This is a genomic window from Rhodococcus sp. P4_C10, from assembly GCF_056402135.1.
Genome location: NZ_JBFUHZ010000049.1, coordinates 15,787 through 31,826, shown reverse-complemented (window position 1 = coordinate 31,826; position 16,040 = coordinate 15,787). Strand labels below are relative to the sequence as shown.

The window sequence follows — 16,040 nt, the reverse complement described above, 5'->3', positions numbered from 1 at the left end:
GCATGTTTCGCCGATTCGAATCAATCCTCACAGAGATCTCCTCTTCAGTAGGACTTGAGTTCCCGCGCGACAACGCTCCAGCGATTCTGGGGGGCGGGGACGCGAACATGATCACCACAGCGAAGGTGGTCCTGTCAGCGGAATCGAAAAGTCCACTGCGACCGACACTTCGGGAGAAAACTCGAACGCGCTACCGATCAGTCACGAATTCTGCTGCGTTACAACTATTTTCAAAAGCTGTGCGCAGCTACTTCTCGTCACGAGATTTGTTCGCGCCGCCGACGCCCAACACCAGTGCGCGGAAGCGTGAGCGGTGCGGCTCGCCCGAGGTGCTGTCGTGGTCCACGCCCGGCACCGTCGTCGACGTCGCCGTCGCGGCGACCCAGGCCCGCAACCGTCGCCGAGACCCGAAGCCCAATTTGTGCAGCACGTTGCGCAGGTGGAAGTCCACGGTCCGGATCGACAGGGTCAGCCTCTCCGCGACTTCTCGGTTGGTCAGGCCGTCGCCGACCAGCAGCGCGATCTGGTGCTCCCGCACGGTCAGCGGCGTCTCGGACGAGGCATTCTGCGAGGTCGACGGCGTACTCGGGGCAGCGCCGAGGGCCTGCAGATCCGCCTCGCATTCGGCGAGCCACGTCGCCGCCGCAAGGCGGTCGTACAGGTCCCGGGCCCGGCGGATCAGCGCCCGGCCGGCCTCCGGTTCGCCGTCCACCGCCAGCAACATCCCGACCCGGTGCCAGGTCACGCCCCTGACGATCACCGACGAGTCGTCGTCCAGCGCCGCCAACGCGCCGCGCAACTGGCGCGCGGCCTGGTCACGGTCGCCCGCCATGAACGACACCGCACCGCGGACCAGCAGGTACTCGGCGTCGGTGCGCTCGAACCTGTCGAGTGCCGCGACGGCCTCGCCGATGCGCCCCAACTCCAAGAGCGCCACGGCCTCGGCGGCATCCCAGTTGCCCACCCGGTCGCCGAGATCCGCGTGGACGCGGTACGCCTGCATCGCAGTCAGCGCACGCTCGGGTCGGCGGCGGGCGAGGGCGAGCATCATCTCGACCAGGGCGATCACGCGATAGGCCACCAGCGTCCCGGACTGGGACAACGCCGCGTGCGCGAGCCCGAGCCGGCGCTCGGCGACCGCGAGGTCTCCGCGACCGACGGGCACCAACGCGGCGACCGCGTACGCCGCCGCGGTCGACCACGGGTCGCCCAGGTCGAGTGCGAAGTCGAGTGCGTCGGCGGCGCTGGCCTGTGCGTCATCCCACGATCCGAGCCGGAACTGGACCATCGCGAGCTCGATGCGGCCCTGCTGCGCGATCCACGACGAGTCGTCGGCGATCAGGCTCAGACCCGACGTCAGGTCCTCCGCCGCCCGGTGCAACTGACCGTCCTTGTGCAGCAACGTCCCCCGCGTCACCAGCGCGATCGCGTGCCGGCGGTCGTAGCGCCCCGGTGCGAGTGCACCGAGCAGTTCCGCCACCGGCGACCGATGGACGGCGATGCCCTCGGTGTAGTGCGCGACGGCGCTGCGCAGCGCCGACAGCTCGACCTCCCGACCGAGCAGGTCGACGGGAATGCCGTCGTCGGCGCGGTCCGCGGATCGCATCACGGCGAGCACCGAGAGGTCACGTTCGAGGACGTCGCAGAGGGTCGCCACCTCGCCCATCTCGCCCACCACGGCCAGCGCGGACGCCAGCCCGCAGGTGACGACGATCCGGAGCGCGGTCGAGGCCGGCTCCCCACGCAGGTCCGTCGACAACGCTGACGCGGCACGCTCGCGCGCGGCGGCGTTGTCACCACGCCTGAGCTGTGAAAACGCGAGCAGCAGGTCACGGTCGGGGGCCGGAGCCAACGACTCGAGGCCCTCCACCAGCTCGTCGAACACCCGCAGGTGCCGTCCGGCAACGGAACTCGCGGCGCAGGCCACCAGCCGACGTGGATACGCACCGGGATCCGTGGTCAGCCGTACGGCCCACAGCCCGTACTCGACCGCACGGTCGAGGTCTCCGTGCGCACGCGCGCCCGACGCCTGTTCCTCCAGGTGAGCAGCCAGCTCTTCGCTCCCGCCGGCGCGTGCGGCGGCCCGGTGCAACAGCGCTCGGGGACCGATCGCGACGTCGGCGATCGACGCGTGCACCCTCCGGATCGCATCGCGGTCCATCGATGCCAGTACCGCGTCGCGCACTCTGGCGTGCAGGGGCCGCACGGTCAGCGCGCCCCGCGCGTTCTCGATCTCCAGCAGGTGGACTTCCATCGCGGCGGGCACGTCGACGAGGCCACCGAGCCGCACCGCCACGGCGTCGAGATCGGCGACCGACGTCGGCGCGTCGAGCACCGCCATCACCTCGACTCCCCGACGGCAGGAGTCCGTGACCTGCGACAAGACCGCCCTCAGCGATTCGACCAAGTCGGGTACGTATCGCATCAGCTGATCGTGTGCGCGTGCCGGATCTCCACCACACGCCTTGACAGCGGCATGGATGTCCAGCGGACAGCCCTGGGTGTATGCCGCCAACGTGGTCGCCGAGCGCAGCGAGTAGTCCGTGTCGAGCGAGACCTCCACCAGTTCCCGCACCTCGTGGGGCGACAGCGCGCCGACCTGTACGACGGCCCCGCGACCCGGACCGGACGCAAGGCGGCGCACCCGGTTGAGCAGCGGGGATGCGTCGCGTCGTGCAGAGATCACCAGCAGCACGGCGCGGTGCCGAACGGCGTGCGCCATCAGCATGAGCACGCCGGCCGAGTCATCGTCCACCCACTGCGCGTCGTCGACGACGATGCACACCGGGCCGCCGGCCGCGTCCAGAGCGGCGACCACGGACGCCGCGACCTGGCGAATCCCGATGTCCCGCACGTCGACATCGGCGGCGTCGGCGGCGCCCGCGTGCGCGAGTTCGTCGGCGATCTGCTCGATCACCCCGTAGGTGACCGCACACTCGCCGTCGTCTGCCACCGCGGCCGCGGTGATCCAGCCGGACTCGCCGGCGAGAAACGCATGCACAAGCGCGGTCTTTCCGAAGCCGGACTCCCCCTCGAGCACCACCACCTGGCCCTCGCCGGCGCGCGCTCGGCGAGCACACGCGGCGAGATCGGCGAGGTGACGCGCCCTGCCGACGATCACAGCGTCGCGCCGAACCTCACCGCGAATCCGGGTGGCACTGCCCATAGCGGCAGATGTTATCCGCCGACGCCCGGACAAACGCGACGAATCAGTGAAGACCACCGGGTACCGACCCGCCGGATCCCGGTAGTTCTCACCGGGGACAACCGCAGCGGGGTGCGGTGTGATCACTCTCGTGCCCGAAACCAGACCCGTGTCGCCAGCCCCGTGCCGATGGTCAACTCGGCTGTCGCACAAAGTTGTTCGGCGGGAACATTCGCTTCGACGTGTCCGGGTCGTCGCAGGCTCAGGTCCCGGGTAGACCCCCGCGACGAGGACCCGCTGATCAGAACCCTGATCCCCCAGCGCCTTTCATGGAAGTTCCGCACCACGAAGGCCGCGGGCTGGTATCACCACCACAACAACTTTGGTTCCGGGTCACCCGGTTGTGGCTGATGGCCTGCGCGTACGCGCACCGTCCCGAACGAACACCGTCATCGAAGAAATGGGCACACGTGTTGAGATTCAGTAAGAGCATCGCCCGTATGGGCGCCGTCGCCGGCCTGGCCGCCCTGGCGGTGCTCGCGACCCCCGCCATCGGTTCGGCCGCCGTCACCGGCACCGCCGCCGTGACGACCAACGACAACGTGATCACCGTCAAGGTCTCGGGAGTGGGCTCGCCGACCCTGGCCAGCTGTGGAGTCGGCGTGACGAACATCGTCCCGAACATGGTCCCCGGAGCAGAGTCGGATACCGGCGGCCTCATTTACCTCCGGACAAATCCGGGCGATGGCCAATATTCCACGCCGCGGATGCCGAACGGCAGCTACATGGTCGTGGTCTGGTGCGATGACGCCGACGGACGGACTGACCTCATCGCCCCGTTTGACGAAATCGTGGATCTGGACGCGGACCCGGCGTTCTCGAGCAGCAGGATCGGCAGCCTGGGCAGCCCGGGGAACGTCCTCGACCTCCTGTTGAGGTTTGGCACGGGATCGGTGACATCATCGGCGGCCGGCATCATCGGGAAGTCCTGGCTCCCCCCTGAGGAGCGCTGATCGGCGGGTCGAGTCCCGCTGCCGCGTGGCCGGTCGCGACCGCAGTTCGACCGGCGGGTCGGTGCCGTCGCGGCGGCCGTGCGGGCCGGTGGCCTCCGGCGCGATCGTGCGGCCCGCGTCCGAGCGGGTCCACCTGTCCAATCTGCCTGCAGCCCAGAACGAACCGGCACCGGTGAACACCGGGTTCCTCTGCGCGCTGCCGAGGTGGGACAACACCTCAGCTCGCGATCTCGAACTGAGCAGGTCTCAGAACCGGCGCGCCGAGTAGAACGGCATCGCGTCCACCGGCGTGCTCTTGACCGGCTGGCCCTCGGTGGGGGCGTGCACCACCCGGCCGTTGCCCTGGTAGATCCCGACGTGCTCCGCGCCGTTGAAGAGCACGACGTCACCGGGCTGCAGGGCATTCTTGGACACCGGGGACCCGGCGTTCGCCTGGTCGTAGGTGGTCCGCGGAACCGAGATGCCCACCTGCTTGTACGCCCACTGGACCAGCCCCGAGCAGTCGAACGAGTTCGGTCCGGTCGCGCCCCACACATACGGGGACCCGAGCTTGGACTCGGCTGCCCGCAACGCCTGGGTGCCGTGCGAGGACGCGAGCGGCGCGGGGGCCACGGACGGCGCCGAGGGCGACTGCGGCGCGGCGGGCAGCTGGCCCGGAATCTCGATGGCGCCGATACCGGGGATGTTGATCGGCTGCGCCAGGGCGGGGGTGGCGGTCAGGACCACCGCTCCCGCGGCGACCGCTCCGGCGACCAGAACACCTCGGACCGATCCGGCCAACCGACTACCCCGCGCAGACTTGTGATTTGCCACGAAACCGTTCTCCATTCATCCGGTTCGGCCAACGCTTCTGCGGGGGCCGCTGTGATGAATGACAGATTGCCTGGTGGGTGCAGTTACCCGGCACGGTCGAACTACCCGGGGGCATACCTGTTTCTGGTGTTCGACGAAACGCGCCGCGGCCCCGGAGGTCGTCGACCCCGGGACCGCGGCAGCACCGTTTACGCAGGTCAGGCGCCGAAGGTGCGCTCCACCACGGCCTTCGCCCGACGCGTGACGCGCAGGTAGTTGTCGAGGAACTCCCCCGCGTCGTCGCCGTCCCAGCCGGCCACCTGCGCGACCGCGGACAGCAGCCGGCCGTGGCCCGGCAGCTGATCGGACGGCTTTCCGCGCACCAGCACGAGCGCGTTGCGCGCCTTGGTGGCGGTCAGCCAGGCCTCGCGGAGCAACTCCACGTCGGACTCGCTCATCAACTCGGCGGCACCGATCGCGTCCAACGTCTCGAGGGTCGAGGTGTTGTGCAGCGACGGCACGTCGTGGGCGTGCCGGAGCTGGATCAGCTGGACGGTCCACTCGACGTCGGCCAGACCGCCGCGGCCGAGCTTGGTGTGGGTGGCCGGGTCGGCGCCGCGGGGCAGTCGCTCCGAGTCCACCCGGGCCTTGATCCGGCGGATCTCCCGGACCGCGGTCTCCGAGACGCCGCCCTCGGGGTACCGGGTCGCGTCGATCATCCGCAGGAACCGCAGCCCCAGGTCGGCGTCGCCGGCGACCGTGTGCGCGCGCAGCAGCGCCTGAATCTCCCAGGCCTGCGCCCACTGCCGGTAGTACGCCTCGTACGAGGCGAGGGTCCGCACCATCGGGCCGTTGCGGCCCTCCGGCCGGAGCCCGGTGTCCACCTCGAGCGGCGGGTCGGTGCTGGGTGCGCCGAGCAGCTTGCGCACCCGGTCGGCGATGCCGTTGGCCCACTTGACCGCGAGCATCTCGTCCTCGCCGGGGTTCGGATCGCAGACGAACAGCACGTCGGCGTCGGAGCCGTAGCCGAGTTCGCCGCCGCCGAGCCGGCCCATCCCGATCACCGCGAACGACGCCGGAGCCGGGGCGCCGCGCTCGGCCTCGCTGGCCCGGACCACCGCGGCCAGCGCCGCGCCGAACACCGCGGACCACACCGAGGACAGCGCCCGGCACACCTGCGGCACGTCGAGCATCCCCAGCACGTCGGCGGAGGCCACCCGTGCCAGCTCGTGCCGGCGCAGCGACCGGGCCGCGGCCACGGCCCGCCCCGGGTCGTCGTAACGGGCGGACGAGGACAGGATTCCCCGGGCCACCTCGTCCGGGTCGCTGTCGAGCAGACGCGGACCGTTCGGGCCGTCCGCGAACTGCCGCAGCACGTCCGGGGCCTTGATCAGCAGGTCCGGGATGTAGGCCGAGGAGCCCAGCACGATCATCAGCCGCTGCGCCACCGCGCCCTCGTCGCGCAGCACCCGCAGGTACCAGTCCTGATCCGTCATCGCCTCGGACAGTCGCCGGTAGGCCAGCAGACCGCCGTCGGGATCCGGTGTGTCACTGAGCCATTCGAGCAGGGTCGGCAGCAGCAACGCCTGGATGCGACCCTTGCGGGAGGCCCCGACCGTCAACGCCTTGAGGTGTCCGAGCGCATTCTCCGGGGCGGTGTAGCCCAGCGCCGCCAGCTGCCGGATCGCCGCGTCCGGGCTCAGCCGGATCGCGTCCTTGTCCAGGCGCGCAACCGATTCCAGCAGCGGACGGTAGAACAGCTTGGCGTGCAACCGGCGGATCCGGTGCGAATTGCGCTTGACCTCCGCGGCCAGCACCCCGAGCGCGTCGGTGCGACCGTCGGGACGCATGTGCGCCGCACGGGCCAGCCAGCGCAGCGCCTCCTCGTCGTCCGCCGGCGGCAGGGTGTGCGTGCGCTTGAGCCGCTGCAGCTGCAGCCGGTGCTCGATCAGCCGCAGGAACTCGTAGGAGGCGGTGAGGTTCGCGGCGTCGTCGCGGCCCACGTAGCCGCCGGCCGCGAGCGCGGTCAGCGCCTCCACGGTGCTCTTGACGTGCAGCGACTCGTCGGCGCGGCCGTGCACCAACTGCAGCAGCTGGACGGCGAACTCGACGTCGCGCAGGCTGCCACGACCGAGCTTGATCTCCCGCTCGCGCAGTTCCGGGGGCACCATCGACTCCACCCGGCGACGCATCGCCTGCAGGTCGGTGACGAAGTCGTCGCGCTCGGACGCGCCCCACACCATCGGGCTGAGCGCGTCGACGTACCGCTGCCCCAGCGCCAGGTCGCCGGTCGCCGGACGGGCCTTGAGCAGTGCCTGGAACTCCCAGGTCTTGGCCCAGCGCTGGTAGTAGGCGACGTGCGAGTCGAGGGTGCGCACCAGCTCGCCGCGCTTGCCCTCCGGCCGCAGCGCGGCGTCCACCTCGAAGAAGGCCGAGGACCCGACCCGCATCAGCTCGCCGGCGAGCCGGCTGGTGGACGCGTCGGACGGCTCCGCCACGAACACCACGTCCACGTCGCTGACGTAGTTCAGTTCCCGCGCACCGCACTTGCCCATCGCGATCACCGCGAGCCGGGCGGTGCAGGGTCCGTCCGGGTAGATGGTGGCGACGGCGACCGCGAGCGCCGCGGTCAGCGCGGCGTCCGCCATGTCGGAGAGCTGCCGGCCCACCGTCTGGTACGGCAGCACCCGCTCGTTCTCCACGGTCGCCGCCAGGTCGACGGCGGCCAGCACCATCAACTGGTCGCGGTACGTCTTCCGCAGCGCCGCAACGGCATCCGGACCGATGATGGTCGACCGGTAGACGAGGTTGAGTTCCGAGGCGCTCCCGTCCGGCGTCGCACCGACCGCCGCGAGCAGCTCGTCCGTCAGGTCCGCGTGCGAGGGCAGATCGAGGTCCCCGCGCAGCAGCTGCCAGCCGTCCGGGTTGGCCGCCAGGTGGTCACCGAAGGCGCTGGACGCACCGATCACCCCGAACAGGCGTCCGCGCAGGCCGGTGTCGGTGCGGAGCCCGGCGTCGAGTTCCGCCCAGCCGGCACCGAGACCCTCGTGCATCCGGACCAGCGACCGCAGCGCCAGGTCTGCGTTGGCGGCCCGCGAGAGCGCCCACAGCAGCTCGACGCTGTCGAGGTTCACCCAGCCGAGGGTGGCGAGGTCCGTCGGCGCCGTCGGTTCGACCAGCCCGAGCCGGCCCGGGCCGGGAATCGCGGACCGTGCGGTAGGAGGCTTGACCATCCGTCTACAGGCCCAGGTAGGTCTTGAGTTCGAACGGCGTCACCTGGGTCCGGTACTCCGCCCACTCCCGGCGCTTGTTCCGCAGGAAGAAGTCGAAGACGTGCTCACCGAGGGCCTCGGCGACCAGCTCGGAGCGCTCCATCTCCCGCAGCGCCTCGTCGAGGCTGCCCGGCAGCTCCTTGTAACCCATGGCCCGGCGTTCCGCGGACGTCAGCGACCAGACGTCGTCCTCGGCCTCGGGCGGCAGCTCGTACCCCTTCTCGATGCCGCGCAGGCCGGCGGCCAGCAGCACCGCGAAGGTGAGGTACGGGTTGCAGGCCGAGTCTGGGCTGCGGATCTCGACGCGTCGCGACGACGCCTTGTTCGGGGTGTACATCGGCACCCGCACCAGCGCGGACCGGTTCGACGGACCCCAGGACGCCGCGGTCGGCGCCTCGCCGCCGTGGATCAGCCGCTTGTAGGAGTTCACCCACTGGTTGGTGACGGCGCTGATCTCGTTGGCGTGCTCGAGGATGCCGGCGATGAACGCCTTGCCGGTGTCCGAGAGCTGCATCGGGTCGTCGGGGTTGTGGAAGGCGTTGTTCTCGCCCTCGAACAGGCTCATGTGGGTGTGCATGGCGGAGCCGGCGTGCTCGGTGAAGGGCTTCGGCATGAACGTCGCGCGCACGTTCTCCGCCCGCGCGACCTCCTTGACCACGTACCGGAAGGTCATCACGTTGTCCGCCATCGACAGCGCGTCGGCGTAGCGCAGGTCGATCTCCTGCTGGCCGGGCGCGGTCTCGTGGTGGCTGAACTCCACCGAGATGCCCATCGACTCGAGTGCGTCGATGGCATGGCGGCGGAAGTTCGGCGCCGAGTCGTGCACGGCCTGGTCGAAGTAGCCGCCGTTGTCCGCCGGGATCGGCGTGGTGCCGTCGATCGGCCCGTTCTCGAGCAGGAAGAACTCGATCTCGGGGTGCACGTAGCAGCTGAAGCCGACGTCGCTGGCCTTGCTCAGCTGACGGCGCAGCACGTGCCGCGAGTCCGCCCAGTTCGGGGAGCCGTCGGGGTTCGCGATGTCGCAGAACATCCGCGCCGAGTGCTGGGCCCCGTCCTTGTGCGCCCACGGCAGCACCTGGAACGTCGACGGGTCCGGCATCGCGACGGTGTCCGCCTCCGACACCCGGGAGAAGCCCTCGATGGCGGAACCGTCGAAACCGATGCCCTCGCTGAAGGCGCCCTCGAGTTCGGCGGGGGCGATCGCCACCGACTTGAGGTAGCCGAGCACGTCGGTGAACCACAGTCGAACGAAACGGATGTCGCGTTCTTCGAGGGTACGAAGCACGAATTCCTTCTGGCGATCCATGTCCGCGAGAGTAGGCAAGGCCCGTTAAATCTGTGTTACATCGTGAAATCGGTTACGAACACGTTAGGTCCGACGCGGGTGCATCGAGCCCGGTCAGGTACGCCACGACGGCGTCGTCGACGCACGAAACACCGCTCATCGCAACGGTGTGTTGGGTGCCCCGGAAGGTGATCAGCGCGCCACCGACCTGCTTGGCCAGCTCCACCCCGGCCTGGTACGGCGTGGCCGGGTCCTCGGTGGTCGAGACCACCACGACCAGCGGCAGGTCCTTGGCGTCGACCGGGTGCGGGGTCGCGGTGTGCGGCACCGGCCAGAACGCGCAGATGTCGAGCGGGGCGCTGCCGGCGCCGCGGCCGTCGTCGAGGAACGGGGCCGCCCGACGGAACGCGGTGTCCGCGGCGCCGTTCTGCGCTCGGTCGGTCACCGGCGGGTCGTCGACGCAGCGGACCGCGTTGAAGGCGTCGTTGATGTTGCTGTAGCTGCCGTCGTCCTGCCTGCCCTCGTAGAGGTCGGCGAGCAGCAGCAGGGTGTCGCCGCGGCCTTCGCCCAGCGCGGACAGGCCCGAGCGCAGCGAGCCCCAGAGGTTCGGCGAGTACAGCGCCTGCTGTACTCCGGTGATCGCGTCGGGGTAGCTCAGCCCGCGCGGGTCGGTGGTCTGCGCGGGCCGGTCGACGAGCGGGTCGACCAGTGCCCGGAACCGCGCGACCGACTGGGCCGGGTCGGCGCCGAGCGGGCAGTCCGGCGAGGTGGCGACGCAGTCCGCGGCGAACGCGTCGAACGCCTGCTGGAACCCGGCGGCCTGGAGCACCGTCGAGTCGACCGGGTCCTGCGCCGGGTCGATCGCGCCGTCGAGGACCATGGCCCGGACGTTGCCCGGGAAGGTCTCCGCGTAGGTCGTCCCGAGCCGGGTGCCGTACGAGAAGCCGAGGTAGCTGAGCTTCTCGTCGCCGAGCACGGACCGGATCACGTCCATGTCCCGGACCACCTCGCGGGTGCCGACGTGGGCGAGCAGGTTGGTGCCGGACCGCTGGGCGCACTTGTCCGCGTAGTCGCGGTTGGTGTCCTCGATCGCGGCGATGCCGGCGGGACTCATGTCCACCTGCGACTCGGCGCGCTCGGCGTCCGCCTCGGCCGGGGTCAGGCACTGCACCTGCGGGGTGGACGCGCCGATGCCGCGGGGGTCGAAGCCGACCACGTCGAAGCCGGGGCCGCCCCGGCGGGATCGTCGTAGTTCACCGGGACGGTGATCCGGGTGCACTCGACCCGGCTCGCCAACGGCGCACCGTCGGTGACGAAGTCGTCGCACGACCCCCACTGCGGGTCCTGCGTGTAGAACTTCTCCAGCCCGGCCGGCACCACCCCGGCGCCCGGGCGGAACGACCCGTCCTGAGCCGACGCGGACTCGCCTACCGCGGCGGTCGCCGCGCCGTCGACGGGCACGCTGCAGCCGGCGGCCAGGGTGGCCACGAGTGCGGCCGCGGCCAGGAAAACGGGGACGGTACGGCGAGGCGGCATGGCTCGATGGTGCCACGGCCGCCGGAACCCGCTGGTCGACGCGTTCTCGGCAGGATCCGCCCCGCATTCCGGGGCCGATCCTGCCGAATGTCCCGACAACCCGATGTGACCGATTGCACGCGGCCGGGCCGTTCGCCGACGCGGCCCTCGATGGCAGACTGAACGTGTCATCACCCACAACCCGGGGACCCGCACTGGGCCTCGAGGCACGAAAGGGACGCTGATGTCCGAGAACTCTGTCTACGGATCCGCGACCGCCGCATCGGCGCCGAAGCGAACCAAGATCCGCACCCACCACCTGCAGACCATGAAGGCCGAGGGTCAGCGCTGGGCCATGCTCACCGCGTACGACTACTCCACCGCGCGGATCTTCGAGGAGGCCGGCATCCCGGTACTCCTGGTCGGCGACTCCGCCGCGAACGTGGTCTACGGCTACGACACCACCGTCCCGATCACCATCGACGAACTGATCCCGCTGGTCCGCGGCGTGGTGCGCGGCGCCCCGCACGCCCTGGTGGTGGCGGACCTGCCGTTCGGCAGCTACGAGTCCTCCCCCGCGCAGGCCCTGGCCACCGCCACCCGGTTCATGAAGGAGGGCCTCGCGCACGCCGTGAAGCTCGAGGGCGGCGAGCGGATGGTCGACCAGATCGCGGCGATCACCGCGGCCGGCATCCCCGTGATGGCCCACGTCGGGTTCACCCCGCAGTCCGTGAACAGCCTGGGCGGCTTCCGCGTCCAGGGTCGTGGCGACGGCGCCGAGCAGTTGATCGCCGACGCCATCGCGGTCCAGGAGGCGGGCGCCTTCTCCGTCGTCATGGAGATGGTCCCGGCCGAGGTCGCCGCTCAGGTCACCGGCAAGCTGACGATCCCGACGATCGGCATCGGAGCCGGCGTCGAGTGCGACGCCCAGGTGCTCGTGTGGCAGGACATGGCCGGCTACACCAGCGGCCACACCGCGAAGTTCGTCAAGAAGTTCGCGTCCGTCGGCGACGAGTTGCGTGGCGCCGCAGCGGCATACGCCGCCGAGGTCGCCGCCGGGACCTTCCCCGCCCAGGAACACAGCTTCTGACCCCTCACGCTCGCACCCCGTTCCCCGGCCGGGTGGCACACTCGGTTGTGCTCACCCGCCAGGGGAACGTCTTCCGACAGGGCCGCTCCACCCGACCGACTCGTCCTTCGCCAGACACGTCCTTCGACAGACAGGCTGCCTACATGTCCTACCGCCGTTTCACAGTCGTGGCCGCCGGAGCCCTCGCCGCCCTCGCCCTCACCGCGGGCTGCGCGACCGAGAACACCCCGACCACTCCCAGCGCCGGCGACCACGCGCTGCCCTCGAGCACCGTCGCCCCCGCCCCGGCACCCGGCGCCGACGCCGCGACCGGGGGCGTGACCGCCGACCAGGCGGCCAAGCTGTGCTCGGACATGCAGGCGCAGCTGCAGAGCTGGCGCACCTACACCCCGACCATCGGCAAGGGTGGCCTGAACACCGTCGTCGGGTCGTGGGCCGCCCAGAACGGCATCAACATGATCGACCTGATCGCGCACAAGGCGCGGGTGGACGCGATCACCCAGCAGTACTGCCCCGAGGTGCGCCAGGGCGCGATCGAGGCGCTCGAGATTCCGGACCTGGCGTCGGGCCTGATCGGGTTCTGACCGGCGTGCGCACGCTGTACCCGGAGCTGGAACCGCACCAGTCCGGTCTGCTCGACGTCGGCGACGGCCAGCGGATCCACTGGGAGGCCAGTGGGAACCCCGACGGCAAGCCGGTGGTGTTCCTGCACGGCGGGCCCGGCGGCGGCACCACCGCGGACCACCGCCGCTTCTTCGACCCGGCCGCGTACCGGATCGTGCTCTTCGACCAGCGCGGCTGCGGGCGTTCGATCCCGCACGTCGCCGACGGCGCCGACCTCTCGGTGAACACCACCGCACACCTGGTCGCGGACATCGAGTTGCTGCGCACCCATCTCGGGGTGCAGCGCTGGCAGGTCTTCGGCGGATCGTGGGGTTCGACACTGGCACTGGCCTACGCGCAGACCCACCCCGACCGGGTCACCGAGATGGTCCTGCGCGGCATCTTCCTGTTGCGGCGCAGCGAGATCGACTGGTACTACAACGGCGGCGCCAGCGCGCTCTACCCCGACCTCTGGGAGCAGTTCCTGGCGCCGGTCCCGGAGTCGGAACGCGACGGCGACCTCGTCGAGGCCTACCACCGGCTGCTGCACTCGGACGACTCCGAGGTGGCGCTGGCCGCAGCGGTCGCCTGGTCGTCGTGGGAGGGCGCCACCAGCACGCTGCTGCCCACGCCCGAACACGTCGAGCGGAACGCGGAGCCGCGCTTCGCCTTGGCGTTCGCCCGGATCGAGAACCACTACTTCCGCCACCACGGGTTCCTCGACGAGAACCAACTGCTGCGCGACATCGCCGCGGTCGCGTCGATTCCGGCCGTCCTGGTGCAGGGCCGCTACGACGTGGTGTGCCCGGCGACCAGCGCGTGGGCGCTGCACCGGGCGTGGCCGTCGTCGCGGCTGGTGATCGTCGACGACGCCGGTCACGCGGCGAGCGAACCCGGCATCACCCACCACCTGGTCGAGGCCACCGACGGGTTCCGCTGACGCCGGCGCCGCACCGCCTCGACGGGACCGGGCGGGTGCGGTAGACCTGACGGCATGGGGAGCAAACGGGACAAGGCAGACGCCGAGCGGGTGATCGCCGCGGTGCGCGGGCACCGCGAGCGGCTGGACTCCCTCGCCGACACGGTCCGCCGGGACGACGAGGACGCCGTCCACCAGATGAGGGTGTGCACCCGGCAGCTCCGCAGCCTGCTCGGCACCTTCCGCGACGGGTTCGGCCGAGAGTCGGTGAAGCCGATCCGGTCCGAGTTGCGTTGGCTGGGGACCGTTCTCGGACAGGCTCGGGACGAGGAGGTACTGGCTGCCCGGTTCCTGGCGCTGCTCGACGCCCAGCCGCCGGCGCTGGTCCGCGGTCCGGTGCGCTACCGGTTGGTGACCTCCCACGCCGCCGGGTACGCGGCGGCGCACCGCGACGCGGTCGCCACCCTCGACGGCGACCGGTACCGACGCCTGCTCGCCGACCTCGACGGCCTGCTCGCCCACCCACGACCCCCGGGCGACCTCTCGGTCGAGGAGTCGCTGCACGGGGCCGTACGCGAGGTCCGCAAGACCGGACGGAAGGCCGGGCTCCGGGGTCCGGGCGGGGCCGGGGACGACGCCCCGCCGGAGTTGCTGCACACGGCTCGCAAACGAGCCAAGGCCCTGCGCTACGCGGCCGAGGCCGCGGCCGGTTCGGGGCGTCGACGGTCCGCGCTCGCCAAGGCCGCGAAGAAGCTGCAGACCACGCTGGGTGAGCACCAGGACGCGGTGGTCGCGGGTCGGCAGCTGCTGACGGCGGCGGACAGGGCCCGCGCCGCGGGCGAGGACACCTTCACCTACGGCGTGCTGGTCGCGGCCGAGTCGGCGTGTGCGGACCAGGCCCGCCGCGACGCCCACGGCCGCCTGCGGGACCTCAGGTCGCGGGCTCGGAAGCTCTGAGGTAGAACTCGAACTTCACTGCGCGGGTGTCGATGTCGGCCTGCACCAGGCGAACCGACACCGGCACGCCCTCCGGTGGGGTGCCCGCGCACTTGGCGATCACCGCCGGCTCGGGCACGAAGATCTCGGCGTCCCGCTTGCTCTCCGAGGCGCGCAGGACCACGGCATCGAAGCGCTCGCCCTCGCGACCGGACAGCAGCGTGGCCTCGGTCAGGTCCACGCACGCGCGGTCCACCTTGGCTGCCAGCGAGTCCGACCCCTTCATCAGGTCGGGCAGTGCCGGCAACGCCTCGCGAACCCACTGCGGCACCGCCGTTCCCGCGGTCAACGCCAGGCAGACCTCGGTGCTGAACCGGTCGGAGAGGCGGCGCAGCGGCGCGGTGACGTGGGCGTAGGGCGCGCCGATGCCGGAGTGCTCGAGCAGTTCCGGCAGCGTGCCGTCGAAGGCCGCGTAGCCGGCACCCCGCAGCAGGGCGGTGGCGTCGCTCATCATCACCAACGTGTCGGGGGTGCTCGGCTCCAGGCCTGCCAGCAATTCACCGACCGAAACGTCCTGCGGCCATTCGATTCCCAGGGCGCGGGCGGTCCGGCGCAACGCACGCACGGCGTCCGACGCGGGTTTCGGGAGGGTTCGCACCAGCCCGACCCCGCCGTCGATCATCAGTCGGGCCGCACACATCCCGGTCAGCAGCGACACCTCGGCGTTCCAGTCGTCGGCCTCGGTCCGGGGCTGGAGGTCGAGCCGCCAGCCGTCACCGTCGGCCACCACCTCCTGCTCGGGCAGCTTGAGCTCGATCGCGCCACGGTCGAGCGCCGACGCCAGGCGCAGCTTCCCGAACTCGGGCAGTGCGGCGATCGACGGGTGCAGGGACCCGGACTCCGAATCGGCCTGCACGCCGGCGTAGTCGAAACGTGCCACCGACCGCACCAGCGCACGGGTGACGCCGAACGAGACCGGTTCGGCCCGCTGGTCCAGTTCGATCCGCCACAGGGCGGCGGGGCGCGCCTGGTCCGGCAGCAGGCTCGCCGCGGCCTCCGAGAGCACCCGCGGGTGCAGGGGCACCGAGCCGTCGGGCAGGTAGAAGGTCTGGCCGCGGCGCCGGGTCTCCTCGTCGAGGCGCCCGCCGGGGACCACCACCGCCGCGACGTCGGCGATCGCGTAGTGCAGCACGAAGCCGGTTTCGGTGCGCTCGAGGTGCAGCGCCTGGTCGAGGTCCATCGAGGTGGGCGGGTCGATGGTGACCAGCGGCAGGTCGGTCCGGTCGACGCGTCCGGCCGCGTGGCGGTCGACGGCGGCCTCGGCCTCCGCCAGCGCCCCCGCGGGAAAGTCGGCCGACACCGCGAAGTCGGTCCTGATCGCCCCGAAGTCGATGCCCCGGGCGGAAATGCGCGTCATCACAAGTGCCGAGCCTAGCCCCGGGCCACGTCCGAATCCCGGCGCGCCACGAG

The 16,040-nt window shown here is 71.1% G+C and carries 10 protein-coding genes and 1 pseudogene; 5 read left to right on the top strand and 6 right to left on the bottom strand.

What is annotated here, in order from left to right:
- Positions 1-247: 247 nt before the first annotated feature.
- Positions 248-3,166: a helix-turn-helix transcriptional regulator gene (locus AC1DWC_RS22975; protein ID WP_477911749.1), complete on the bottom strand. Its 2,919-nt coding sequence runs from the start codon at positions 3,164-3,166 to the stop codon at positions 248-250.
- 479 nt (positions 3,167-3,645) lie between these two features.
- On the opposite strand from AC1DWC_RS22975, the gene AC1DWC_RS22970 reads away from it, so the two are divergent.
- Positions 3,646-4,158 (top strand): hypothetical protein, encoded by a 513-nt coding sequence (locus tag AC1DWC_RS22970; RefSeq protein ID WP_477911747.1) that lies wholly within the window; start codon positions 3,646-3,648, stop codon positions 4,156-4,158.
- A 246-nt stretch (positions 4,159-4,404) separates the two neighbouring features.
- Here the strand turns inward: AC1DWC_RS22970 and AC1DWC_RS22965 are convergent, their stop codons facing one another.
- From AC1DWC_RS22965 to AC1DWC_RS22950, 4 genes and pseudogenes are all read right to left on the bottom strand, one after another.
- Positions 4,405-4,971 carry a C40 family peptidase gene (locus AC1DWC_RS22965; RefSeq protein ID WP_477911745.1) on the bottom strand — a complete coding sequence of 189 codons (567 nt, stop codon included), beginning with the start codon at positions 4,969-4,971 and terminating at the stop codon, positions 4,405-4,407.
- Positions 4,972-5,168: 197 nt separating this feature from the next.
- Positions 5,169-8,183, bottom strand: a complete 3,015-nt coding sequence (locus AC1DWC_RS22960) for a bifunctional [glutamine synthetase] adenylyltransferase/[glutamine synthetase]-adenylyl-L-tyrosine phosphorylase (protein ID WP_477911743.1) — start codon at positions 8,181-8,183, stop codon at positions 5,169-5,171.
- A gap of 4 nt (positions 8,184-8,187) precedes the next feature.
- Positions 8,188-9,528 (bottom strand): type I glutamate--ammonia ligase, encoded by a 1,341-nt coding sequence (glnA, locus tag AC1DWC_RS22955; RefSeq protein WP_072847289.1) that lies wholly within the window; start codon positions 9,526-9,528, stop codon positions 8,188-8,190.
- A 52-nt stretch (positions 9,529-9,580) separates the two neighbouring features.
- Positions 9,581-11,043 (bottom strand): annotated as a pseudogene (locus AC1DWC_RS22950) (alpha/beta hydrolase).
- A 223-nt stretch (positions 11,044-11,266) separates the two neighbouring features.
- On the opposite strand from AC1DWC_RS22950, the gene panB reads away from it, so the two are divergent.
- From panB to AC1DWC_RS22930, 4 genes are all read left to right on the top strand, one after another.
- The gene (gene panB / locus AC1DWC_RS22945) at positions 11,267-12,112 is read left to right on the top strand and encodes a 3-methyl-2-oxobutanoate hydroxymethyltransferase (protein WP_072845790.1); all 846 of its coding nucleotides are present in this window, start codon (positions 11,267-11,269) and stop codon (positions 12,110-12,112) included.
- 143 nt (positions 12,113-12,255) lie between these two features.
- On the top strand, positions 12,256-12,696 hold the full coding sequence (locus AC1DWC_RS22940) for a hypothetical protein (protein WP_477911741.1): 441 nt from the start codon (positions 12,256-12,258) through the stop codon (positions 12,694-12,696).
- A complete protein-coding gene (gene pip / locus AC1DWC_RS22935) occupies positions 12,693-13,655 on the top strand; it encodes a prolyl aminopeptidase (RefSeq protein WP_477911778.1) in 963 nt (320 codons plus the stop codon). Before AC1DWC_RS22940 ends, pip begins: the two co-directional genes overlap by 4 nt.
- Before the next feature lie 54 nt (positions 13,656-13,709).
- Entirely contained in the window at positions 13,710-14,591 is an 882-nt protein-coding gene (locus tag AC1DWC_RS22930; RefSeq protein ID WP_477911739.1) for a CHAD domain-containing protein, read from the top strand.
- Here the strand turns inward: AC1DWC_RS22930 and AC1DWC_RS22925 are convergent.
- A complete protein-coding gene (locus tag AC1DWC_RS22925; RefSeq protein ID WP_477911776.1) occupies positions 14,566-15,987 on the bottom strand; it encodes an RNB domain-containing ribonuclease in 1,422 nt (473 codons plus the stop codon). The two genes, AC1DWC_RS22930 and AC1DWC_RS22925, sit on opposite strands and share 26 nt — an antisense overlap.
- Between the last annotated feature and the right edge of the window lie 53 nt (positions 15,988-16,040).

What these genes read in the sequence shown, in the direction of transcription:
- AC1DWC_RS22975 (WP_477911749.1), bottom strand. Translation starts at nt 3,166, where the DNA reads ATGGGCAGTGCCACCCGGATTCGCGGTGAGGTTCGGCGCGACGCTGTG.
- AC1DWC_RS22970 (WP_477911747.1), top strand. Translation starts at nt 3,646, where the DNA reads ATGGGCGCCGTCGCCGGCCTGGCCGCCCTGGCGGTGCTCGCGACCCCC.
- AC1DWC_RS22960 (WP_477911743.1), bottom strand. Translation starts at nt 8,183, where the DNA reads ATGGTCAAGCCTCCTACCGCACGGTCCGCGATTCCCGGCCCGGGCCGG.
- glnA (WP_072847289.1), bottom strand. Translation starts at nt 9,528, where the DNA reads ATGGATCGCCAGAAGGAATTCGTGCTTCGTACCCTCGAAGAACGCGAC.
- panB (WP_072845790.1), top strand. Translation starts at nt 11,267, where the DNA reads ATGTCCGAGAACTCTGTCTACGGATCCGCGACCGCCGCATCGGCGCCG.
- AC1DWC_RS22940 (WP_477911741.1), top strand. Translation starts at nt 12,256, where the DNA reads ATGTCCTACCGCCGTTTCACAGTCGTGGCCGCCGGAGCCCTCGCCGCC.
- AC1DWC_RS22930 (WP_477911739.1), top strand. Translation starts at nt 13,710, where the DNA reads ATGGGGAGCAAACGGGACAAGGCAGACGCCGAGCGGGTGATCGCCGCG.
- AC1DWC_RS22925 (WP_477911776.1), bottom strand. Translation starts at nt 15,987, where the DNA reads ATGACGCGCATTTCCGCCCGGGGCATCGACTTCGGGGCGATCAGGACC.